Annotated in this window: 20 protein-coding genes and 1 tRNA gene; 11 read left to right on the top strand and 10 right to left on the bottom strand. The window is 54.2% G+C overall.

Going from position 1 to position 22,150, the window contains the following annotated elements; all coding sequences use genetic code 11:
- Positions 1-18: 18 nt before the first annotated feature.
- Together BJL95_RS19095 and BJL95_RS19090 are read right to left on the bottom strand one after the other, a co-directional pair.
- Positions 19-95 (bottom strand) — tRNA-Pro (locus tag BJL95_RS19095).
- A 181-nt stretch (positions 96-276) separates the two neighbouring features.
- Complete coding sequence (locus BJL95_RS19090) at positions 277-495, bottom strand: cold-shock protein (protein ID WP_064025375.1); 219 nt, start codon at positions 493-495, stop codon at positions 277-279.
- 245 nt (positions 496-740) lie between these two features.
- On the opposite strand from BJL95_RS19090, the gene BJL95_RS19085 reads away from it, so the two are divergent.
- Entirely contained in the window at positions 741-2,846 is a 2,106-nt protein-coding gene (locus BJL95_RS19085; protein WP_254786850.1) for a hypothetical protein, read from the top strand.
- Positions 2,847-2,879: 33 nt separating this feature from the next.
- Here BJL95_RS19085 and BJL95_RS19080 read toward each other — a convergent pair whose 3' ends face one another.
- On the bottom strand, positions 2,880-3,326 hold the full coding sequence (locus tag BJL95_RS19080) for a GNAT family N-acetyltransferase (RefSeq protein WP_071160219.1): 447 nt from the start codon (positions 3,324-3,326) through the stop codon (positions 2,880-2,882).
- A 144-nt stretch (positions 3,327-3,470) separates the two neighbouring features.
- On the opposite strand from BJL95_RS19080, the gene glyQ reads away from it, so the two are divergent.
- The 4 genes from glyQ to BJL95_RS19060 are packed head-to-tail and all read left to right on the top strand — an operon-like array spanning position 3,471 to position 7,714.
- On the top strand, positions 3,471-4,385 hold the full coding sequence (glyQ, locus tag BJL95_RS19075; protein WP_064026492.1) for a glycine--tRNA ligase subunit alpha: 915 nt from the start codon (positions 3,471-3,473) through the stop codon (positions 4,383-4,385).
- 2 nt (positions 4,386-4,387) lie between these two features.
- On the top strand, positions 4,388-6,451 hold the full coding sequence (gene glyS / locus BJL95_RS19070; RefSeq protein WP_071160217.1) for a glycine--tRNA ligase subunit beta: 2,064 nt from the start codon (positions 4,388-4,390) through the stop codon (positions 6,449-6,451).
- A complete protein-coding gene (gmhB, locus tag BJL95_RS19065) occupies positions 6,448-6,990 on the top strand; it encodes a D-glycero-beta-D-manno-heptose 1,7-bisphosphate 7-phosphatase (RefSeq protein ID WP_064026303.1) in 543 nt (180 codons plus the stop codon). Before glyS ends, gmhB begins: the two co-directional genes overlap by 4 nt.
- Positions 6,991-7,003: 13 nt before the next feature.
- On the top strand, positions 7,004-7,714 hold the full coding sequence (locus tag BJL95_RS19060) for a lysophospholipid acyltransferase family protein (protein WP_368086613.1): 711 nt from the start codon (positions 7,004-7,006) through the stop codon (positions 7,712-7,714).
- Between the two features lie 378 nt (positions 7,715-8,092).
- Here BJL95_RS19060 and BJL95_RS25290 read toward each other — a convergent pair whose 3' ends face one another.
- The 3 genes from BJL95_RS25290 to BJL95_RS25970 all read right to left on the bottom strand — a co-directional run bounded on the left by BJL95_RS25290 (position 8,093) and on the right by BJL95_RS25970 (position 10,511).
- A complete protein-coding gene (locus BJL95_RS25290) occupies positions 8,093-8,230 on the bottom strand; it encodes a hypothetical protein (protein WP_168030184.1) in 138 nt (45 codons plus the stop codon).
- A 105-nt stretch (positions 8,231-8,335) separates the two neighbouring features.
- Positions 8,336-10,240, bottom strand: coding sequence for a DCC1-like thiol-disulfide oxidoreductase family protein (locus BJL95_RS19050; protein WP_071160213.1), 1,905 nt, complete (start codon positions 10,238-10,240; stop codon positions 8,336-8,338).
- A 142-nt stretch (positions 10,241-10,382) separates the two neighbouring features.
- A complete protein-coding gene (locus tag BJL95_RS25970) occupies positions 10,383-10,511 on the bottom strand; it encodes a hypothetical protein (protein WP_255189959.1) in 129 nt (42 codons plus the stop codon).
- A gap of 209 nt (positions 10,512-10,720) precedes the next feature.
- Here BJL95_RS25970 and BJL95_RS19045 point away from each other — a divergent pair, with 209 nt between their 5' ends.
- Complete coding sequence (locus BJL95_RS19045; RefSeq protein ID WP_064026312.1) at positions 10,721-11,140, top strand: hypothetical protein; 420 nt, start codon at positions 10,721-10,723, stop codon at positions 11,138-11,140.
- Between the two features lie 59 nt (positions 11,141-11,199).
- Here BJL95_RS19045 and BJL95_RS19040 read toward each other — a convergent pair whose 3' ends face one another.
- On the bottom strand, positions 11,200-11,388 hold the full coding sequence (locus tag BJL95_RS19040; protein WP_064026314.1) for a DUF2970 domain-containing protein: 189 nt from the start codon (positions 11,386-11,388) through the stop codon (positions 11,200-11,202).
- Between the two features lie 80 nt (positions 11,389-11,468).
- Here BJL95_RS19040 and metH point away from each other — a divergent pair, with 80 nt between their 5' ends.
- From metH to BJL95_RS19025, 3 genes are all read left to right on the top strand, one after another.
- Positions 11,469-15,143: a methionine synthase gene (gene metH / locus BJL95_RS19035; RefSeq protein ID WP_071160211.1), complete on the top strand. Its 3,675-nt coding sequence runs from the start codon at positions 11,469-11,471 to the stop codon at positions 15,141-15,143.
- Positions 15,144-15,223: 80 nt separating this feature from the next.
- Positions 15,224-15,712: a TIGR00645 family protein gene (locus tag BJL95_RS19030; protein ID WP_071160349.1), complete on the top strand. Its 489-nt coding sequence runs from the start codon at positions 15,224-15,226 to the stop codon at positions 15,710-15,712.
- Positions 15,712-15,942 carry a glutaredoxin family protein gene (locus tag BJL95_RS19025; protein ID WP_071160209.1) on the top strand — a complete coding sequence of 77 codons (231 nt, stop codon included), beginning with the start codon at positions 15,712-15,714 and terminating at the stop codon, positions 15,940-15,942. The genes BJL95_RS19030 and BJL95_RS19025 overlap by 1 nt, the downstream gene beginning before the upstream one ends.
- Before the next feature lie 18 nt (positions 15,943-15,960).
- Here the strand turns inward: BJL95_RS19025 and BJL95_RS19020 are convergent, their stop codons facing one another.
- On the bottom strand, positions 15,961-16,161 hold the full coding sequence (locus BJL95_RS19020; protein WP_064026320.1) for a (2Fe-2S)-binding protein: 201 nt from the start codon (positions 16,159-16,161) through the stop codon (positions 15,961-15,963).
- A gap of 450 nt (positions 16,162-16,611) precedes the next feature.
- On the opposite strand from BJL95_RS19020, the gene BJL95_RS19015 reads away from it, so the two are divergent.
- Complete coding sequence (locus BJL95_RS19015; protein WP_071160207.1) at positions 16,612-17,094, top strand: hypothetical protein; 483 nt, start codon at positions 16,612-16,614, stop codon at positions 17,092-17,094.
- A 1,035-nt stretch (positions 17,095-18,129) separates the two neighbouring features.
- Here BJL95_RS19015 and thiS read toward each other — a convergent pair.
- A complete protein-coding gene (gene thiS, locus BJL95_RS19010) occupies positions 18,130-19,107 on the bottom strand; it encodes a sulfur carrier protein ThiS (RefSeq protein WP_071160204.1) in 978 nt (325 codons plus the stop codon).
- 3 nt (positions 19,108-19,110) lie between these two features.
- Complete coding sequence (gene aroG, locus BJL95_RS19005) at positions 19,111-20,190, bottom strand: 3-deoxy-7-phosphoheptulonate synthase AroG (RefSeq protein WP_071160202.1); 1,080 nt, start codon at positions 20,188-20,190, stop codon at positions 19,111-19,113.
- 105 nt (positions 20,191-20,295) lie between these two features.
- Between aroG and BJL95_RS19000 the strand changes: the two genes are divergently transcribed.
- Positions 20,296-21,087: an RMD1 family protein gene (locus BJL95_RS19000; protein ID WP_071160347.1), complete on the top strand. Its 792-nt coding sequence runs from the start codon at positions 20,296-20,298 to the stop codon at positions 21,085-21,087.
- Positions 21,088-22,150: the final 1,063 nt, after the last annotated feature.

Raw genomic sequence — 22,150 nt, 5'->3', positions numbered from 1 at the left:
TTTTCAATCATTTTGGAATGGTCGGAGTGAGAGGATTCGAACCTCCGGCCCCTGCCTCCCGAAGGCAGTGCTCTACCAAGCTGAGCTACACTCCGATGCCGTCTTGGATGGCTTATTCTAACAAAGATGGGTAGCTTCGGCGCAAGCTTTTCGCTAACCAGAACCGAATCAAGTAAGGAGAGGGAGTTTAGCGCCGCCCATCTGGATAGAGAAGCTGGCACCAAACCGGATGCGGCTCATAAAAGGCCGCCGACATCTCGGCGGCCTTTCTCCGCATTAAATAATGCTAACTTCTTCGGCCTGCGGACCTTTAGGGCCGCGACCCAATTTAAACTGCACGTGCTGGCCTTCGTCCAAGGTTCTGTAACTGTTGTTCGGGTTCAGAATGTTTTTGAAATGAACGAAAACGTCCGGGCCTTGTTTTTGCTCGATAAAGCCGAAGCCTTTATCCGCATTAAACCATTTGACGACGCCGGTGGTGAAAGTAGTAGACATGATAAGTCCTAGAAAAATATTAAAATTTGGCCTGCGATAGGCCGGTAACGCTGGTAAATGCTGGAATTACTAAATGAAGAACAAGGACGAATGTCTAACTTACCGACACCGATTTGATAAACAAAGGTAAAAACGTATTTTCTAGCTGACCTTATTCTAGGCTGATTCGCCGGCTTGTCAATCTAATTCGTGTCTTTAAACGAGAGATGACTTACCCTGACATTATTTGTTGGAGGATTTTAGCTTTGACGACCATTGCGGCCTGGATACGCCCCTTGCTTCGCTTTGGGTACTGCGCGGAAGCCGGTGCCGCTATCCTGTTTTTCGGCAGCCTGGCCCATTCGCCAGATTTGCACGACGCCGGCGTTGCAGCGTTGGCCGAATTGATCGAACAAGGCTACCGAGTCCCCAGCGAAAATGATCCGGTACGAGTGTTTCCGACATTAACGAACGGCCAATTCAGCGCTAGCCATGCCGGCGGCTGGCGACCCGGCGCCATTTACCTGCGCCAGCAACCGCAAGGCGGTTTGGATGCGGCAGTCTATCTGCGCCACGAGCTGTTTCATGAAGCCAGCCATCGCAGCTGCGGTGGACTTTGGCCGACCTGGATCGAGGAAGCCGCCGCAATGCGCTTTAGCGGCGAACTATCCAACGTCGATGCCCCGTCTCAACTCAATGCTGCCGAGTTGGAAGCGCTAGCGGCAGACATCCGCTCCGGCAATCAATTGAGCGCTAAAGCCAGATCGTTACTGGGCCGCCTCGCGGTGACAGCTGAATGGCCGGCGCGCGCCTGTGGCGCGCCGCCACAATGGCAATCTTGGTTGGGCTCCAATGCGAGCGCGGGAGCAGGCTACTTACTGATGAACTTGATTTCGGGGCGGATTTTGGACCAAGGCGGTGACTCGCAAACCGCTTTGCCGCCGGGCTCGTTATTGAAGATTCCCTATGCGGCCGCATTGCGAAACGCCAATCCGGAAGTGCTGACCACCGAATTAGCGACCAGCGACACCGACAAATTGCTACAACGCCGCGCCCAATTTCAACCCGACCTTTACCGACGATTTTTGCCGGAAGCTTCGCGGCCAGGTCCACCGACAGCCCAGATTGACGACCAAGGTTGGCGCGTGTTTTTAGGCGAACGCGACGCCGACGGCCGCTTCCCGATCGTCGCCGACTTGCCCGAATTGGCGCTGACCATGCGAGCCGCCATGTTAAGCCAGCCCAGCTATTTTCAAGGCCTAGCCCAAAACGGTAGTCTTCCAGGTTCGACGTTGGTGGCTCGTCCCGACTCCGAGCTAGCGATATTGCGCCGATTACAGGCAATGGCAAAAACCGGCACGGTCTCGAGCGCGGACGGCCAAGCCGAGATCGGTCATCTGATGGTGGCCTGGCCGGCCGGACATCCGGTGTATTTGGCGGTTTTCCGCCAGCGCGGCGTCAACGGCGCCGGCGTCCTAGCCTATGCGTCGCCGCGGCTGCAACGCTGGCAACAACAATATCCCGCCGAATTCGCCACCGTCCGGGTACGCTTACTGTCCGCCACCGAACGCAATAGCTGGCAAGCCGACGCAGACTGCCCGGAACTGAACGGGCCGGCCGGACGATTTAGCCGTTGCGGGTCGTTTACACTGGTATCCAGCGCGCGCGGCAGTCGTTCCGTTCGCTTGATTGCGGGTCTATTGAACGACGTCGGCGACGGTCCCGACATTTTGGAAACCGACGCGGAAACCTATGCCGATGGCGTTTTGTCAGCCGAGGCGCAAACCTTGACCGGCAGTGCCCGCCGAGCGATGCGAGCCCTCGTGATTTGGAACGGCAGCCACGGCAAGCATCGCCACTCGGAGAGTCAGGCTCTGTGCGATACCACCCATTGCATGGTGTTTCTGGGCGAGGCGCCAAACACCCATTCCCGTAGCGGAGAGCGAACCGACCCCAACTTGTTGCGATTACTGGATGCGCTGGCGGACGGACAAACTTGGCTGCCCTTCGCCAACGGCGGCGACCGGCGCTGGATTCGCCAAATCGCGGCCGCGGAATTGGAAGGCCGTTTCGCGGAACAACGCATCGACGCTATCCGCCGCGAACGCCGCAAAACCGGCGAATTGTTGGTCCGCCTATACTATCCGGAAAGCGAGGAGGTCCTAGCCTGCGAAGTATTCCGCAATACACTCAAATTGCCGTCCTGCCCGGACCGGATCGAAGCACTCAGTGGCGGGAGGGGCTGGCAATTCGAAGGCGTGGGCAGTGGTCACGGCCTGGGATTGTCGATATTGCGCGCCCAAGCCCTGGCTGAAGCCGGTTACAGCGCCGAACAAATATTACGCGACGCCTTTACGGCGGCCGGCGAATAATCCGGCGTGTGACGTCAAACGCATTCGGCTGCGTCACTCCAACGACAAGCGGTAAGGCCGCATTGGCGAAGCGTTAAAACCTTCCCGCCGATAAAAGTCTTGCGCCGCCGCATTCTCCGCGTCGGTTAACAAGGTAATCCGGCGGCAACCGCCGGATTTGGCGTGTGCGATGGCCGCTTTCAGCAATCCTTGGCCTATCCCCGACCCGCGCCGATTCGCGGTCACCACCATATCTTCCAGCCATGCCACGCGCCCGCCGAGCGCCGTGGACACAGTGTATAGCAAGCTGACCATGCCGACAGGCCGGCCGTCTTCCCGCGCCACCAGGATTTCGCCGATCGTCGGATCACCTATGATGGCCGCCAACCCTCGCTGTTGCGCCGTCGAATCCGGGCAAAATTCGGCTTCTTGATCGAAAAGCTCAGTCAATAAATCGCTTAGGACCGCGATGTCGGCCGCACGGGCCAAATCGATCCGCATAGTGTCGTCTCCTAATTCGAATCGACCAGTGTAACCGACTTTTCCGAGTAGCCACCAGCGCTGGTCGGTTGCCATCCGCCGCGTTCGAGGGGGCTTTTGGAGTATAATCGCAATATTTTTTAATCCCTTAAAATGGCTTGCGACGTGACGACGACCAACACTGATGTCTCTACTTTTCAAGGCCTGATTCTGACCTTGCAACAATACTGGTCGGAGCAGGGTTGCGTGTTATTACAACCCCTGGATCAGGAGGTCGGCGCCGGTACCTTCCATCCCGCGACATTTTTACGCGCCATAGGCCCGGAGCCTTGGAACGCGGCTTACGTCCAACCTTCGCGCCGCCCCACCGACGGCCGCTACGGCGAAAATCCCAACCGCCTGCAACATTACTATCAGTTCCAGGTCATCATGAAGCCGTCGCCGGACAACATCCAGGAATTGTATCTGGGTTCTCTGCGCCATCTAGGCCTGGATTTGCTGGAGCACGACATCCGCTTCGTCGAGGATAACTGGGAGTCGCCGACCCTGGGCGCCTGGGGGCTGGGTTGGGAGGTCTGGCTGAACGGCATGGAAGTCACGCAGTTTACCTATTTCCAGCAAGTCGGCGGCCTGGAATGCAAGCCGGTCAGCGGCGAGATCACCTATGGCCTGGAACGTATTGCCATGTATCTGCAAGGCGTGGAATCGGTGTTCGATCTGGTCTGGACCCGCGGCCCGCAAGGCGTAGTGACTTACGGCGACGTATTCCACCAAAACGAAGTGGAAATGTCGGCGTTCAACTTCGAACACGCCAACGTCGATTTTCTGTTCCAATGCTTTGATACCTTCGAAGCGGAATGCCAAAAACTGCTCGAACAAAACCTGCCCCTGCCCGCCTACGAAATGGTCTTGAAAGCCTCACACTCATTTAACTTGCTCGATGCGCGCCACGCCATCTCGGTCACCGAACGCCAACGCTACATCTTGCGCGTGCGCAATCTGGCCAAGTCGGTCGCCGAAGCCTACTACGCCCGCCGCGAAGCGTTGGGTTTCCCCATTCTGGCCAGACAGGGAGCGTAATCATGAGCACCAATGATTTGTTATTCGAGCTGGGTGGCGAAGAACTGCCTCCAAAATCCTTGAAGAAACTCAGCCAGTCTTTGCTGGACGGCATGGTCGCCGGCTTGAATGACGCCGGCTTGAATTTTAGCGAGGCCAAGGCCTACGCGACACCACGCCGTTTGGCCGTGATCATCCGTAACCTGGACAGCCAGCAGGCGGATAAGGTGGTCGAAAAGCGCGGCCCAGCCTTGCAAGCGACCTACGGTCCGGATGGCGCACCAAGTAAGGCGGCACTGGGCTTTGCCTCCAGTTGCGGCGCCGGCTTCGAGCAACTGGAAAAACTGGAAACCGATAAAGGTTCCTGGCTGATTTTCAAACAGGCTGTCAAAGGTCAAGCGACCTCCCAGCTTATCCCCGACATCATCCGCAAAAGTCTGGCGCAACTGCCGATCGCCAAGCGCATGCGCTGGGGCAATTACGACCACGAGTTCGTGCGACCGGTGCACAATGCGGTGCTGCTATTCGGCGACGACATTATCGAGGCTGACATCCTGGGCTTGAAGACCGGTCGTCATAGCTTCGGCCACCGCATGCATGCACCAGCTCCGATCGAATTGAGTCATCCGAACGAGTACATCGACAAACTATTGGCGGCGAAAGTGACGGTCGATTTCGAACAGCGCATGCGGCAAATCGAAACCGGCGCCCAGCGGGCGGCGACTGCGCTCGGCGGCGTTGCACATATCGAGGAAGACTTACTGGAAGAGGTCGCGGCCTTGAACGAGTGGCCGGTGCCGGTGGTCGGCAATTTCGACGCTCGCTTTCTGGAATTGCCGCAGGAAGTATTGATCACGACGATGCAGTCCAACCAGAAGTACTTCCCAGTCAAAAATGAAAACGGCGGCTTGCTGGCGCACTTCATCACCTTTGCCAACATCGAAAGCTCCAATCCGGCGGCGATACGCGCCGGCAATGAACGCGTGGTGTTGCCGCGCTTGGTCGATGCCGAATTCTTCTGGAAACAAGACCGCAAGCAATCCCAGGCCGATCGCGTCGACAGCCTGAAAACCATCGTCTTTCAAAAAGACTTGGGCACCTTGTTCGACAAGACCGAGCGCGTCGCCCATCTGGCCGGCTTGATCGCCGAAAAACTCGGCGCCGATGTCGCGTTGGCGAAACGCGCGGCCTTGCTGGCGAAAACCGATTTGCTGACCAATATGGTGAGCGAATTCACCAACCTCCAAGGCACGATGGGCCGTTATTACGCGGCGGCGGACGGCGAGGACTTAGCAGTCGCTAACGCCCAGGAAGAACAATATTTCCCGAAACAATCCGGTGGCGAGATTCCACAAGCGACTATCAGCGTCGCGTTGGCGGTGGCGGAAAAAATCGACACCCTGGCCGGCATTTTCAGCGCCGGACTGATACCAACCGGCGACAAAGACCCTTATGCCCTGCGCCGCGCCACCTTGGGCATCTTGCGCACCTTGATCGAAAACGGCCTGGATTTGGATGTCGTCGAATTGCTGGATGCGGCGCTGGACCAATTCAAGCACAACTTCAACAAACCTGAAACCCGGCAAAAAGTCGTTGGCTTCATGTTCGATCGTCTGAAAGGCTATTGCTTGGATCAAGGTTTCAGCAACGACGAATTCGAAGCGGTATTCGCGGTTAACCCGACCCGTCCGTTCGATTTCTGGTTGCGGATTAAAGCGGTACAGTCCTTCCGCGCCTTGCCGGAAGCCGAAAGTCTGGCCGCCGCCAATAAACGCATCATCAATATCTTGAAGAAGTCGGAACAGCCGGTTTCGGAAACCATCGGTAATCTGGCCGAAGCACAGGAAAAAAATCTACTGGTTGCCGCCGAGGAATCGGAAACCGCGATTCTGCCACTGCTTGCCGAGCGCAATTATCCGCTAGCGCTGAGCCGCTTGGCGCAGCTACGCGATACGGTCGACGCGTTTTTCGATCACGTCATGGTCAACACCGACGACATAGCATTGCGCAACAGTCGCCTAGCCTTGCTGGCCAAATTGTCCAACCAGTTCTTGCGGATCGCCGACATTTCCAAGCTGCAAGCGTGACGGACCGTTATGTCATCCTGGATCGAGACGGCACCATCAATGTCGACTCGGATACCTTCGTCAAGTCGCCGGAAGAATGGCAACCACTACCCGGTAGCCTGGATGCCATCGCCTTATTGAGCCACCATGGTTTTAAAGTCGTGGTGATCAGCAATCAATCCGGCGTGGCGCGCGGCCTGTTCGATCTCGCAACGCTGGAGGCGATACACGCCAAGATGAAACAGTTGGTAATCGACGCGGGCGGCGAGATCGAAACAATCTATTTCTGCCCGCACGGGCCCGACGATGCCTGCGATTGCCGTAAACCCAAGGACGGGCTATTTCGCCGCTTCGCCGCCGACTACCGCGCCGACTTGAGCAAAATCTACGCGGTCGGCGACTCGTTCCGCGACCTGCAAGCCGCCGAAACGGCCGGCGCCAAGCCTATCCTGGTCAAGACCGGCAAGGGCCTGAAAACCATGCAAGATCATCCAGAACTTTACTGTCCTATCTTCGACACTCTATATGACGCAGCCAACTTCATCGTCACGCAAAGCTGATTTCCGAGTCTATTTGGGCTCCACCCTATTCTTTATTTACATCTTGTTTTCCACCCCGATTGTCGGCGTACTAATACTGGCGGCAATACCGTTGTCTTTCGAGCTGCGGTATCGAATCGCCGATATCTGGATAAACTACCTGATGTTTATGCTTAAGCTTTGTTGCGGTTTGAGTTGCGAGGTGGAGGGATTGGAAAACGTTCCCAAGGATCGCGCGGCGGTGATCCTGAGCAAGCATCAATCGGCCTGGGAGACTATCGCGCTACGTCAGTTTATCTCGCCGCAAACCGCTGTCTTGAAAGAATCGTTATTACGCATCCCGTTCGGCGGCTGGGGCTTGGCAACGCTAAAACCAATTGCGATCGATCGAAGCGCGCAAAAAGAGGCACTGAAAATGTTGTTGGAACAAGGCACTGCGCGCCTCAAGGAAGGTCTGTTTGTACTGGTGTTTCCGGAAGGCACTCGTGTCGCGCCAGGCGACTCCAAAAAATTCAACGCCGGAGGCGCGATGTTGGCGCAAAAATCCGGTTTTCCGGTAATACCGCTGGCTCACAATGCCGGCGAATTTTGGCCGCGCAACAGTTTTTTGAAATATCCCGGCGTAATTAAAGTCAAGATAGGGCCGACTATCGAAGTCACCGGCAAAACCGCTAAAGAGATTAACGCCGCTGCGGAAGAATGGATTGGGAATGCCATGACGGAGATTTCCGCCGAGAGCGCTTGATTTTTGAAGAGGATATTAGGAAAAAACCATAAACAAGGCCCGCCGACAGCGGGCCTTGCCGTTAAGCTTTAGAGCTGTACGGAAGTAGAGCTTGAAACTTTTTGTTTGGATGCGTCCGGATCGTCCATGCAACCACTCAGGCCAACCAGCATCAGGGTGATCGCCAACAAAGACAGTACTTTTTTCACAATATCCTCCAAATGAATGTTTTTTATATTTTTTCGTGTACGAAATCAAAAAAGAATTAAGCACGGCGAAACTTATACAGACTAAAGCCGATTTTCGCAAACAAAATATCTTTAGAGAACGGTTTCAGAACAAATAAGGCCCGCATAAAGCGGGCCTTATAAAAGGATTTTGCTAAATCCCTAACTACGATCAGTTGACGCCTGAACCTTGTTGGGCAGGAGTACCGTAGTTTTTTGGTTTTGGATTACCTTGGTCCGGGTCGTCCATGCAGCCGCTCAAGCTAACAATCATCATCGCCATCGCAAGAAGAGACAAAACTTTTTTCATAACATCCTCCGAATAAAAATGTAGGTTTTTATAGTTCTCGTGCACAAATCTCGAGCACCAGGATTTTATAGCATGATCATTCTCGGCTTGCAACACCCCTTATATTCATAGCGAATCGATGTCTTTTGGCAGACTAATCTTGATTTCCTTACCGGACCACGCCGCCGAACCTATCGCCTCCCAATCTCCAGATAAGTTATTATTTCTTAGATCTTTTTCCCAAGAAGACGGTGCACGGGTTCGCTTCATTTTGATGATGAATTGGGTGTTTTCCAAATCCAGTCCGGACTTTTTTCCCCAAAAAGCGGTGACCTTCATGATGAATTTCTTGAGCCTGACTTCGTCGATATTCGGGGTCACGGCGATGTTAGCCCACATCGAATGCACCCGCCCCCAATTGGGCGCCAGTAAGCGTCCTTGCCGATTCACAAACGGTAACCAGAACTCTTCGCCATCGGCGTTCAGATAAGTGATGCCGAGAATGCGATCGTAGCCTTCGAAGTGGTCGTGCAAGTAAAGCGCGTGAGGAGTAATGCCTAGAAAGGTATGCGAGAGCATTAAAATCCCGTTGCTCGCGTCGGTCAACATGCCAGCCAGCATCGTTTGCCGCGTATCGACATGCAAGCGATATAGCAGACCGTAATGGATGCTGCTGTTTAGCTGAAAAAACAACAGCACCACTACGACTTTGGCAATCTTGTGAATTCGGCTACGCGCCGGCATCGCATGCTCCGGCTCGAAGACTCGCTCATACCAGGAAAACGCTACCTCCGGCGCCGTCTCTGTAACGCAGCTCACGTCGCAGGCCAGACGGGCACGACTGTCGGCGATCGCACGATAGCGTCGATATAACCAACCGTGCAATAGCGGGAGATTCATCAGCCAACCGATTGGGGCAGGATAGGCCATTGCGATCAGGATTTGCGCATAGGTATCGACGCCGGCATACACACGCCCCTCGCTATCCACCGCGTAGAGATCGGTTAGCAATTGCTGTTCGTCCAATTCGGCCAACGCGGGATATTCGATCGCATGCACTTGGGCCGGCTTGAATTCGACACGGCGCAAAACGTCGAAATGAGCGAGCGTCAACACCGTGCGATTGCACAGAGGGCATTGCCGGTCGTAGAACACCGTCAGTTTGGTCTTGCCTCTGAGCCAAGTACCGATGCGCCGATACCAGGAAAACGGCATGACTAAGGCGTAGAAAATCAACATACCCATACCGAACGGATAAATATTGAACGACAAGCTGATGCCCAGATGCAGCGCGACGCCGATCAAAAAGTACAGCGGCCGCAATCGTCTTAAAAAGTAAAAAAACGGGAAGCTGAATTGGAAGACGATGATGGTGTAGCCTATAAATTTTTGCAGGCTTTCGATATTCAGCAACCAAGCCAGATCGACGGCCGAAATATAATACGGCATTGAGGAAGGCAACCAGGCACCCAACCCGTTCCGCCAGTGCTCGGCAAACATTTTATGGATGGCGGAATCAAAATAGAGCAGACCTAGACAGATCGAAACCGGCAGAATATAGACTAACGCTGACACTTGCTCCACTCGTGTGCGGTCGTAAATAGCAAACGGCGCCCGCAATTTACGGAGGAGCGCATCAATAGCAAACGCCCTATCCATCGGCATAAACATCAAGAAAAAATTGCCGCCTATCATGAACAAATCGAAGCCGCCGTCGAAATCACGCTGCATCGGCGTGAAGTTGACGAAAATCAGCCATAACAGATAGTTGGCGACGCTGGCGGCTTGACAGCGGTAGCCCACCGCCAAACACAGCGCGACAACGGCCCAGAGCCAGAGGGCGAATACGATCATCGGAAATTCGACATCGAGAAACGGGATGGGGTCGAAGATCAAATGATTGAAATAGATCAGAAAGCACACTTCCTGAAGCGTGACCAGACCGAACAACATGCGAAACAGCCCCACGCCCGTGGCTGGAACTCGCTTTGAGTAAAGCGTTGCGAATTTGGAAACAAGGGCTCTATACATGTTTGATCGAAACGGCGGAAGAAAAAGATCAGGAATTATAAGGTATTGCAACCTCCCTCCCGAATTTTTGGCAAAAAAAAGGCGGCTACGGATCAATCCGTAGCCGCCTTTTCCAGAAAAGCTTGTTCGTAACCGAACTGTCTTATTCTTCGTCTTTAGGTTCGGCAAACACCCATTTTACGAAAAAATAACCGGCAGCGATAATCACTACCGCGCCGATCATGCCTGAAGGTTCTTTCAGCATTTCTGTTAAGTCTAAGATCGCTCCCATGGGTGCCTCCTACCTAAATAAGTTAATTGTTATAAAATGTGCCAGTTCGTTGGCGGTCGAGCATCATATGTTACTTTAGCTGCTTGCAAAGTCAAGCAATTGGTGGGTGATTGTTAAAGATCGCGGTGCAATTGCCATCCAGAGAGAATATGAGTAGTATGGGCGCGTGTTAATTTCATAACAATAACAATAGTCATAGGGGAGAAATCATGATAGGCGGCATAGTAATGGTTTTAACGGCGATCTGGGTCTACCAGACCATGATGAAAGCCAAAAAGAGCAATGTGCTCATGTGGGTAGCCGCATGCGTGGTGGTGTTTTTCGCGGTCGAATTCGTTGCCCAGATCTTTTGCATTGAAATCATCGACGCATTGGGCGGCAAGGATATAGGCGACAGCTACGATCGCGATTTAGCGAGCGTCAGCGACAGAAGAACCCAGGAAAACCCCGGCGGCTTCTTCGTCAACAGCTTGTGCGAATTATTCCCGTCGGTTGCCGGCGTTCTAGCCGTGGCCGCCATCCGCACGCTAGTCATTTTGAAGGAAGCGCCGACACCGGCCAACCTGTTTAGCGGTATCAAGGAAATGCTCATTAGCATTAAAGACAGCTTTAAAACCTCCAGCAATTAATCGCCGCGCGTAAGCCCGAAGTCTGGATTTGGGCTTACGCGCCGTCCCACCGGTACTGATCATCCCGTGACTAGCGAGACCACTGTCACGATGGCGAAAACAAACAGTACCGTCGCAATTAGTCCCACGATGATATAAGCCGGTAGCGAACCGTGCTTGAAATCAATTTCCCGGTTCTTGTTGCTTTGCACGCCGATTCCGGCGGCGAGCACGCTTTTGATAACATGTAACATGCTGGGTTTCGACATTTTTCCCCTCGGTGTTTAAAACGGATTCCTTGATGGCATCGCCCACTCCGAGTCGGTAACCACTCTTATTCTTCGGATCGATGAACAGAACACAACCATTACACGAGCTCTTGTCACAACGGATACTGTTTCTGGACGGTGCAATGGGCACCATGATACAGAGCTACAAGCTGGGCGAAAAGGATTATCGTGGCGCGCGTTTTGCCGATTGGCCGGTCGACCTGAAGGGCAACAACGATTTACTGTCGATCACCCAACCCGACATCATCAAGGCGATACATAAGGCGTATTTGGACGCCGGCACCGATATACTGGAAACCAATACCTTCAATTCCACCCGAATCGCGATGGCCGATTACCGGATGGAAGACCTGGCTTACGAGATCAACGTCGCATCCGCGCGGGTTGCCAAGCAAGCCGCCTTGGAGGCCAGCGCGCTCACGCCGGACAAGCCGCGTTTCGTCGCCGGTGTATTGGGCCCGACCAACCGCACCTCGTCGATGTCGCCCGACGTCAACGATCCCGGCTTCCGCAATATTACCTTCGACGATCTGGTCTCTGCTTACAGCGAAGCGACTGAAGGTCTGATCGATGGCGGTGCCGACATCATCCTGATCGAAACCGTATTCGATACGCTGAATGCCAAGGCCGCGATTTTCGCGGTCGAACAAACCTTCGACAAACTCGGCTACAAATTGCCGGTAATGATCTCCGGCACCATTACCGACGCCTCCGGCCGCACCCTGTCCGGACAAACCGCCGCCGCATTCTGGTATTCGCTGAAACACGTGCAGCCTATCTCTATCGGCTTCAACTGCGCATTGGGCGCCCAGGAACTGCGCCAGTACATCGAAGAACTTTCCAATATCGCCGATACCTACGTTTCCGCGCACCCTAACGCCGGCCTGCCCAACGAATTCGGCGAGTACGACGAAACGCCGGAAATGATGGCCGCCGAATTGGCCGACTGGGCCGCCAGTGGCTATTTGAACATTATTGGTGGATGCTGCGGCACCTCGCCGGATACCATCCGCGCCATTGTAGCCGCGTTAAGCAAATATCCGCCCCGCAAAATTCCAGAGTTGGAAAAGCGCTGCCACCTGGCCGGACTGGAAGCGATGAGCATCGGGCCGGAAACGTTGTTCGTTAACGTCGGCGAGCGCACCAACGTCACCGGTTCGGCGATCTTCAAAAAAATGATCATTGAAGAACGCTACGAAGAAGCCTTGGAGGTTGCCAAACAGCAAGTCGAAAACGGCGCGCAAATTATCGACATCAACATGGACGAAGGCATGCTGGATTCGAAAGCGGCGATGGTGCGGTTTTTGAATTTGCTAGCTGCCGAACCGGATATCGCTAAAGTACCGATCATGCTGGACTCCTCAAAATGGGAGATTCTGGAAGCCGGTCTCAAATGTATTCAGGGCAAGGGTATCGTCAACTCGATTTCGATCAAGGAAGGCGAAGAAGCATTTATCAAGCATGCCAAACTGGTGCGCCGTTACGGGGCCGCCGTGATTGTGATGGCGTTTGACGAACAAGGCCAAGCCGATACGATGGCGCGCAAGGTGGAAATCTGCAGCCGCGCCTATAAGATTTTGACTGAACAAATCGGCTTCCCGCCAGAAGACATCATCTTCGACCCGAACATTTTCGCAGTCGCCACCGGCATCGAAGAGCACAACAACTATGGTGTCGACTTTGTCGAAGCTACCCGCATCATCAAACAAACCCTGCCGCATGCTTTGGTTTCCGGCGGCGTTTCTAACGTCTCGTTTTCCTTTCGCGGTAACAACCCGGTGCGGGAAGCGATACACGCGGTGTTCCTGTATCACGCTGTCCACGCCGGTATGGACATGGGTATCGTCAACGCCGGACAGTTGGCTATTTACGCCGATATTCCGGAAGAACTGCGTAACGCCGTCGAAGACGTTATCCTGAATCGCACGCCTGAAGGCACTGAAAGATTACTGGAAATAGCCGAAAAGTATCGCGGCAGTGGCCAGGCAGCTAAGGTAGAAACCCTGGAATGGCGCGAATGGCCAGTCAGCAAGCGGTTGGAACATGCCTTGGTAAAAGGCATCGCCGATTACATTGAAGAAGATACCGAAGCAGCAAGGCTGGAAGCCGAAAAGCCGCTGCATGTCATCGAAGGGCCGTTGATGGACGGCATGAACGTCGTCGGCGACTTGTTCGGCGAGGGTAAAATGTTCCTGCCGCAAGTGGTCAAATCGGCGCGGGTCATGAAAAAAGCCGTAGCCTATCTGATGCCGTTTATGGATGCGGAAGTCGATGGCAGCGAACGGCAAACCAACGGCAAGGTGCTGATGGCCACGGTAAAGGGTGACGTACACGATATTGGCAAAAACATCGTCGCCGTGGTGCTGCAATGTAATAACTACGAAGTTATCGACTTGGGCGTGATGGTTCCCGCTGAAACCATTTTGAAAACCGCGCGTGACGAAAAAGTCGATGTGATTGGTCTCAGTGGTTTGATCACGCCGTCGCTGGATGAAATGGTTCATGTCGCCAAGGAAATGCAGCGGCAGGGATTTACGATCCCCTTGATGATAGGCGGTGCCACCACTTCGCGCGCGCATACCGCCGTGAAGATCGAACCCAATTACCACGCAGCGCCGACCGTTTACGTGACGGATGCTTCGCGCGGTGTCGGCGTCGTTAGTGCGCTGTTAAGCGAAGACTTGCGCGCCGACTTCGTCGAAAAAACCCGCGAAGAATATGCCTTGGTGCGCGAACGCCATAAAGGCCGGCAAGCCAAGAATCCGCAGCATAATCTGGAAGGTGCGCGGAAAAATAGATTCAATTACGCCGATCATCAGCCGATTAAGCCGAAATTTTTGGGTACCAAGGTTGTCAGCGATCTGCCGCTGGAAACATTGGTTGATTACATCGACTGGTCGCCGTTTTTCCAGACTTGGGAGTTGTCCGGCAGCTATCCGGCCATCCTCAATGACCACGTGGTTGGCGTCGAAGCCGCGAAGTTATTCGAAGATGCGCAAAAAATGTTGCAACAGCTGGTCAGCGAGAAATGGCTGACCGCCAAAGCCGTGATCGGTTTCTTCCCCGCCAATAGCGACGGTGACGATATTGTCCTGTATACCGACGACAGCCGGACCGAACAACGGGAAGTGTTGCATCATTTGCGGCAGCAAAACGTCAAGGCGCCGGGTCGGCCAAATTACTGTCTTTCCGATTTCATCGCGCCGGTCGGCAGCGGCATTGCCGATTATCTGGGCGGCTTTGCGGTTACCTCAGGTATCGGCATCGAAACTAAGTTGGCAGAATTCGAAAAAGATCACGACGACTACAGTTCTATCATGCTGAAAGCCTTGGCCGACCGTTTGGCCGAAGCCTTTGCGGAATACATGCATCAAACCGTACGCCGCGATTACTGGGGCTATGCCGAAGATGAACGGCACGACAACCATGCCCTGATCGAGGAAGCTTATCAAGGTATTCGCCCAGCGCCTGGTTACCCTGCGTGCCCAGACCACACCGAAAAAGCCAAGTTGTTCGAATTGTTGAACGTCACCGAAAATACCACGATAGCACTGACCGAAAACTTCGCGATGTACCCAACCGCGGCGGTCAGCGGTTGGTATTTCGCGCATCCGCAGTCGCAGTATTTCAATGTCGGCAAAATCGATCGCGACCAACTGGAAGATTATGCGCGGCGCAAAGGCATCAACGTTGAAGTGGCCGAACGTTGGCTGGCGGCACATTTAAACCACTAAGCTTGGCTGAGTTAGAGACCGGCTCTGATTTTCGGTCTTTAACTCGGCGACCCAAGACGACTATGAGCACCCCAAAACGCATCGAACATTTCCTGGAACGCACCATGTACGCCAGCCGCTGGATCATGGCGCCGATTTATTTCGGTATGACGCTGATTCTGGCCGTGTTGGCCGTCAAGTTCTTTCAGGAGCTTTGGCATTTCATCCCTCACATCATGGACTTGCCGGATACCGAGATCATCCTGAAACTGTTGACCTTCATCGACCTGGCCTTGGTCGGCAGCCTGACCGTAATCGTGATGTTCAGCGGTTATGAAAACTTCGTGTCGCGGATGGACATCGAGTCCGACACCGAAAAGCTGGAGTGGCTGGGCACCCACGACTACGGCTCGTTGAAAACCAAGGTCACCTCCTCCATCGTGGCGATTTCGTCGATTCATCTGCTGAAAATTTTCATGAATCTGCACGCCACCGAAACCGACAAATTGCAGTGGTACGTGATTATCCACCTGACGCTGGTGGTGTCGGCCTTCTTCATGGGCTATCTGGACAAGATTTCCAAACACTGATGGCGGAATTGATTTTGTACGGCAGCGACGGCTGTCATTTGTGCGAGGACGCCGAAACGCTGTTGGTGCAGGCCGGTGCGCACTTCGTAAAACAAGAAATACTGAACGACGACGCGGTCTATCAACGTTATTCGCTTCGGATTCCGGTACTGCGCGACCCGGCCGACGGCACGGAACTGAACTGGCCGTTCGACGCCGAGCAGGTCGCCGCGTTCTTGGCCGAACGCTAACCGCCTCCGCGACCCAGCTTATGCGCCGCCGGCCGCCCGGCGAGCTTCGGCTTTAAACAACTGCTCGAATTCGTACTCGCAACCGCCGCAACCGGACGCCGCACCGGTGATGCGAGACACTCGCTCGGGATCGCTTATGCCGTCTGCAATCAATTGTTCGATCTGGCGGCGAGTGGTACCGCTACAAAAACAAAGGACGTCGTCCTGGTCTAGGCTCATGCTGAATGTTCCGAGGCTATGATGTTGACATATCGGCAAGCGAGGTTTGTTGGCCGTCAAGCGCGGCAGCCCCTATATTACCGAATCCCGGCCGCCGCCGCTCCGAGGTTTTGGGTGTTTGCAAAATTTGGTGGGGGGCGATGCATGTTGTTTATCGCATCGTACGACCCTATTTTGCCAGCTTCCACATTTGAATAGATAGCTGCCTGGTAGTACTCGGCCAGATAGCGTTGCAGGTCTTGCGTAGCCTTGATGCAGCGTTAGCGGAATCGAAGGGCGGCCATTCCGTCATCAAACCAAAATCGGCAATTGAAAGGGTGTCGGCCTTTGAATCCTCGATTCCATCGAGGTTACTTGCTTTTAGCAGATGTAGGGTGGGCAAATTTGCCCACCGTTAAAATCCGCGTGGGCACAAAAACCGTGCCCACCCTACCGGACTAGGCGGATGTTATGAGTTGTTACGTAGAGTGCGATTGTGAATGTGGTCATGAAGGAGAGGAGTTTGACAGGATAATTCTGTCAGAAACAAATTTCGATGTAACTGCAGCTCAACTTGCGCATAGCAATATGGGATGGTTTTGTGGCTTTGATGACTTGCGTCAAAATCAGTGGCCGATTTCCAAGGATGATGGCGTCTATTTGCTTTGGGAGAAAAATGATTATTGTCCCGTACACGAAAAGTTTCATTCTAAAGCGCTATACGTAGGCAAAGGGCGCATGAAAGCAAGAATTTACGATCACGCCCAAAACAAAGGATTTACCGAAGAAGATATTGTTTATTTTACTTTCCTAGAAATGCCCAATAGAAAAGCTAAATATATCGAGCAACTTCTTTTAGATTTATACGATTTTCCATTGAATCGTGCAGAAAACAAGGGGCTTGGCAATCTATGTGCATATATCTCGCAGGAAGAAGCCGATTTCGGTTCTTAGAATTGCCTAACAAAACAAAACAGTTCGCGGCTGACGCCGCAGAACTCGCTATCGCTCGCCGCTGTTTTTAGCGTTGAATGGCAGCTCATCGAATCCCTGCTGACATTGATCGCGAGGCTTAGAGTGTCAACTAGGGGTCGTAAGCCGCCCCCCAAACCTTCCCTAACGTAATGTGTGCTGAACGTAGCACATCGAAAAATATCCGCGTGAGCGCATTAGCGGCCCTGCTGTGCTGTTTTCGGTGTATAAGCGACCGAACCTAACTCTCAAGCAGCGTGCGCATCGGCTATGGCACTAGCCGATCTGCTTACGTTAGCTACCTGGCCGGCGAATCGGTGTGAGTTTCAAAGCGGCTGGCGGTAACTCGGCCGGGAAGGCCGTCCCGGAACGGTTTTTACGCGTGCTTCCAACGTTGGGGGAAAACCGCTGTAAGCCACGGCTGGCAAGGCTTCCGGCGATTCGGATTTCACGGAGCCGTAGAAACACGACACGGAAGGCTGGAAGGACGTCACTGAACCCTGGAAGCACGTCACGGAACGTTGGAAGGACGTCACGGAAGTTTGGAAACACGGCACGGAAAGACCTATAACCTCGGGTCGGCCTTGCCGGGGGGGGGGGCGAGATTGGCGTAGGCGGGGCGAGTATTTCCCGGTCCGATGGGTTGCCGGCGGCCGGTTCGGGCTAAACCGGCTCGGCAGAAAGGGATGGAAGATTGAAATTCGGCGGTTTTCAGTGCAAGCCGACTTTGCAAATCGCCGCTTTTACCGCGTGATCCTAAAAAGGGTAGTTTGCGTGTATTGCGGGCCGTTCGTGCTGAGTCCTTCGGCTGCGCTCATGAGAGCCCTGTCGAAGCATGATGTACGGCTCGCAATACACTCGCCAAACGGGTGAATGAAAAATCCCACACGCCCTTCGACAAACTCAGGACGAACGGGATTTTTCATCGCCAAACTGCTCTTTTTAGGGTGATGGATCGAGGTCGCCCGCGCCAGCCGTGCAAACCGGCGTAGCGAGCGACGGCTGCTGGGCGTCGGCTTATAAAAACAAGCCGTCGATCGGCGACGACGCCGAGGCGAAACGTTTGCGCGGCATGCGTCCGGCCAGGAAGGCTTCGCGGCCGGCCTCGATGCCTTTTTTCATCGCCGAGGCCATCAATACCGGGTTCTTGGCGGCGGCGATCGCGGTGTTCATCAATACGCCGTCGCAGCCCAGTTCCATCGCGATCGCCGCATCGGACGCGGTGCCGACGCCGGCGTCGACCAAAATCGGCACCTTGGCGTTTTCGACGATGGTCAGAATGTTATACTGATTGCGGATGCCGAGGCCCGAGCCGATCGGCGCGGCCAACGGCATCACCGCGACACAGCCGATGTCTTCCAGGCGCTTGGCGGCGATCGGGTCGTCGTTGGTGTACACCATCACGTCGAAACCGTCCTTGACCAGCAATTCGGCGGCGACGAAGGTTTCGGCAACATCGGGAAACAAGGTCAGTTGATCGGCCAGCACTTCCAGCTTGACCAACTTGTGACCGCCCAACAACTCTCGGGCCAGACGGCAGGTGCGCACCGCGTCGTCGGCGGTATAGCAGCCGGCGGTGTTGGGCAATATCGTGTATTTGTCCGGCGAAATCACGTCCAGCAGATTCGGTTCGCCCGGATTTTGGCCGATGTTGGTACGGCGAATCGCCACGGTGACGATTTCGGCGCCACTGGCCGCAATCGCATCGCGGGTTTCGTCCAGATCCCGGTATTTGCCGGTGCCGACCAACAGCCTGGAGCGGTATTGCTTGCCGGCCAGCGTGAAATAATCGTCCTGGCCGCCGCCAATGGCGTGGACGATTTCCAGGCGGTCGCCGTCCTTCAAAGCATGTTGGCCGTGCTGGGTAAACGGCAGGATTTCCAGATTCAATTCGACGGCGATGCGTTTGCCGGTCAGACCCAAATCGGCGATGACGTCGGCGACCGAGGTATTGTCGGCCACTTCGCGGCTGGCGCCGTTGACTTGTATTTTCATGCGTTAAACCTTCGATGTAGTCGCGGCGCGGCGGCGTTCGACGGCGCCGGCCAGATCGTTAAGTAATTTGACGGTATCGTCCCAACCCAGGCAGGGGTCGGTAATGCTTTGGCCGAACACCAGCGCCTTGCCGTCTTCGACATCCTGACGGCCTTCGACCAGATGGCTTTCCGCCATGATGCCGACGATGCGGCGATCGCCCTGGCGGATTTGGCCGGCCACGTCCTGCGCCACCAACATTTGCCGTTCGTATTTCTTCTGGCAGTTGGCGTGGCTGAAATCGATCATGATATTGGGGCGCAGGCCGGCGTCTTCCAGACCTTCGGCGACTTGCTGGACGCTGACTTCGTCGTAGTTGGGACGATTATTGCCGCCGCGCAGGATGATGTGGGCGTCTTCGTTGCCGCGGGTCGAAAAAATCGCCGAACGGCCTTCCTTGGTCAGCGACAGGAAGTGGTGCGGACTCATTGCCGCGTTGATCGCGTCGATGGCGATTTTGACGCCGCCGTCGGTGGCGTTCTTGAAGCCGACCGGACAAGACAATCCGGAAGCCAGCTCCCGGTGTACCTGACTTTCGGTGGTGCGGGCGCCGATCGCGCCCCAGGAGATCAGGTCGGACACGTACTGCGGCGTAATCAAATCCAAGTATTCGGTCGCGGCCGGCACGCCCAGATTGTTGACGTCGGACAATACCTTGCGCGCCATCCGCAAGCCTTTGTTGATGTTGAAGCTGCTGTTCAAATCCGGGTCGTTGATCAAACCCTTCCAGCCCACCGTGGTGCGCGGCTTTTCGAAATACACCCGCATCACGATCACCAGGTCTTGCTCCAGGCGTTCGATTTCCAGTTTCAGACGTCGGGCGTATTCCACCGCCGCTTCCGGATCGTGTATCGAACAAGGGCCGATGACGACCAACAACCGGTCGTCGTTGCCGTACAAAATGTCGTGAATCGCCGCGCGGGTCTTCAGAATATTGGCGGCGGCGAATTCGGTCATCGGGATCTCTTCATGAACCTGAATCGGCGCTACGACATCCTTGGTGTCGCAAATTCTTAAATCGTCGGTGTTATAGTGGGTAGGCATAAGCGTGGCCGTAGGCTCGATGAATGGTCGAAAACTGCTATTTTAACCTTTGCGCCGCCTGTGATACAAAGTAATGCTAAGCCTGTAACGGAAATCGACCTGACCATGGAAAATCGTATCGTTAAGCGCTGCATGACCGTCTGCCTGGCGCAATCGTTCCGTTTTGCCGATCTGCGCGAAAAACTGCTCGACACCCGGCGCACTCAAGTATTTCGGAACGCGCTGATCGTGGATTACAAAACCGGTTGCGCGGTGGTATTTTCCTACGGCGTCGTGGTTTACTGGAACGTCGCTCTGGACGAGCGCCACGGCTTGCAGGAGTTGTTGCTCGAATATGCGACGACGCCGGCCGACGAACCGCCGGAAGACAATTTCAGCTACGAAACCGACTGTGAGCAGGATCGTTTTCAACACGATCATATCGAATTGCAATCCGGCGACTTCCTGGTCTTGTTGGCCTTGTCGCACGCGATGGCCCAGTCGATCAAACTGGCGGCCTTCGAAGGCCACGCCATCGACACAATCCGCGCGACCGCTCACCTGCCCCGATCGCTGGCTCGCGAAGGCAAAATCAAGCTCAACCGCCAGGCGATGGCAATGATCCGCGGCCAGTTGTTCCTAACCAAGAGCGACATCATCCTGAACTACGATTTGCTCGATACCCCGGAATTCTTCTGGGAACACCCGGAATATCAGAGCATGTATTCGATGGCCGCCAATTATCTGGAAGTCGCGCCGCGCACCGAAGTACTGTCGAAAAAACTGGAAACGATACACGAACTGCTGGAGATGCTGGCCGACGAACAAAAGCACCAGCATTCCTCGGCGCTGGAATGGATCATCATCTGGCTGATCGCGGTCGAGATTGTGATGTCGATTCTGGATAGGCTGCTTTAAACGGAGATTTCCCGACCGCCCCCACTCGGAACCGCTCGCCGCCATTGAGTAAAGCGGGTCCGCTCCAGCACCAAACTATCTGTAACTATGCAGCATAGGTTCCACCCGTGGCCTTAATCCAATCACCCCCTTTGAGAATGGGGAACCGCGGAGGACTTATTAAGTAATGTCCTCTAGTTCTACCTTGTCAGATTCTAGGCAGTGCTCGTCATTTCGGCAGGGATTGCCGAAATCCAGACCCCACGGACGGATCGAAGCTTGCCATCCATGGCACTAGATGCCCGCATCCCGGCGGGCATGACGGGTTGCTTAAATCTGACAAAGTAGAATTAGCCCTTTTTTCAAACAGTAAGACAGATCGCTGAATAGTTACAACTATCTCTCGCTACCCGACTAAAGCGCTACGCTCGCCTCCTGACTAGCGCACCAACATTCGGCTGCGTTTTCTCAAGTCCTCGCTCTTGCTGCCATTAATTGGCTTGAGTTTTTTGGGGCGGCAAACACCGCGCGGTAACGGCCCCGTTAAACCGAGATTGCCTTGGATTGATATTGGTAACGATAGATCGCCGGCACAATTTGCCGATTGCCGACCAAGCGATTTTAATAAAATTCTAATAGAGTTTTAAGCTTGAATTTATTATACCGGCTTACTGTGCCAAGCCTGAACCAGAATTAATTAAATGGGATAATGGGGCGGAGTATTTTCGAAGTTATTCGACACCGAACCACTCAAATTAAAATTCCGCGCCTTTCAATTCCCGGCAAAGCCCAATTCGTGCCGAGCCACCAATCCGCCGCCAGCCAATTAGAAATAACCAATATAAATCAGCTATATAGAGTTTTTAGCCAGCACAAGCATTCAAGCCAACCCTGTCAATAGGAAAAAATCCCGGTTTTAATTTGGATTTAATCCCGCATTAACAAAACATTCATTCCAGCTCGATATTCTGAATATGCCCGATCGTTTTCCGATATCGGCGCATTCACGCCTAAACACTAGGTTTGTTTTCTCACAAATTCGAAGGGACTCGACGTCATCAGTTATCGAAACGAATTTCGATAT

Source organism: Methylomonas sp. LWB (assembly GCF_001856095.1).
Classification (GTDB): domain Bacteria; phylum Pseudomonadota; class Gammaproteobacteria; order Methylococcales; family Methylomonadaceae; genus Methylomonas; species Methylomonas koyamae_A.
This window is presented reverse-complemented; position numbering and strand designations above follow the sequence as displayed.

Bases quoted from the DNA above. Each gene is read 5' to 3' on its own strand.
- BJL95_RS19015 (WP_071160207.1), top strand. From the start codon at position 16,612: ATGAGTTGTTACGTAGAGTGCGATTGTGAATGTGGTCATGAAGGAGAG.
- aroG (WP_071160202.1), bottom strand. From the start codon at position 20,190: ATGCCTACCCACTATAACACCGACGATTTAAGAATTTGCGACACCAAG.
- BJL95_RS25970 (WP_255189959.1), bottom strand. From the start codon at position 10,511: ATGGGAGCGATCTTAGACTTAACAGAAATGCTGAAAGAACCTTCAGGC.
- BJL95_RS19080 (WP_071160219.1), bottom strand. From the start codon at position 3,326: ATGCGGATCGATTTGGCCCGTGCGGCCGACATCGCGGTCCTAAGCGAT.
- BJL95_RS19050 (WP_071160213.1), bottom strand. From the start codon at position 10,240: ATGTATAGAGCCCTTGTTTCCAAATTCGCAACGCTTTACTCAAAGCGA.
- BJL95_RS25290 (WP_168030184.1), bottom strand. From the start codon at position 8,230: ATGAAAAAAGTTTTGTCTCTTCTTGCGATGGCGATGATGATTGTTAGC.
- BJL95_RS19045 (WP_064026312.1), top strand. From the start codon at position 10,721: ATGATAGGCGGCATAGTAATGGTTTTAACGGCGATCTGGGTCTACCAG.
- BJL95_RS19020 (WP_064026320.1), bottom strand. From the start codon at position 16,161: ATGAGCCTAGACCAGGACGACGTCCTTTGTTTTTGTAGCGGTACCACT.
- BJL95_RS19040 (WP_064026314.1), bottom strand. From the start codon at position 11,388: ATGTCGAAACCCAGCATGTTACATGTTATCAAAAGCGTGCTCGCCGCC.
- BJL95_RS19000 (WP_071160347.1), top strand. From the start codon at position 20,296: ATGGAAAATCGTATCGTTAAGCGCTGCATGACCGTCTGCCTGGCGCAA.
- BJL95_RS19090 (WP_064025375.1), bottom strand. From the start codon at position 495: ATGTCTACTACTTTCACCACCGGCGTCGTCAAATGGTTTAATGCGGAT.
- BJL95_RS19025 (WP_071160209.1), top strand. From the start codon at position 15,712: ATGGCGGAATTGATTTTGTACGGCAGCGACGGCTGTCATTTGTGCGAG.
- thiS (WP_071160204.1), bottom strand. From the start codon at position 19,107: ATGAAAATACAAGTCAACGGCGCCAGCCGCGAAGTGGCCGACAATACC.
- metH (WP_071160211.1), top strand. From the start codon at position 11,469: ATGAACAGAACACAACCATTACACGAGCTCTTGTCACAACGGATACTG.
- glyS (WP_071160217.1), top strand. From the start codon at position 4,388: ATGAGCACCAATGATTTGTTATTCGAGCTGGGTGGCGAAGAACTGCCT.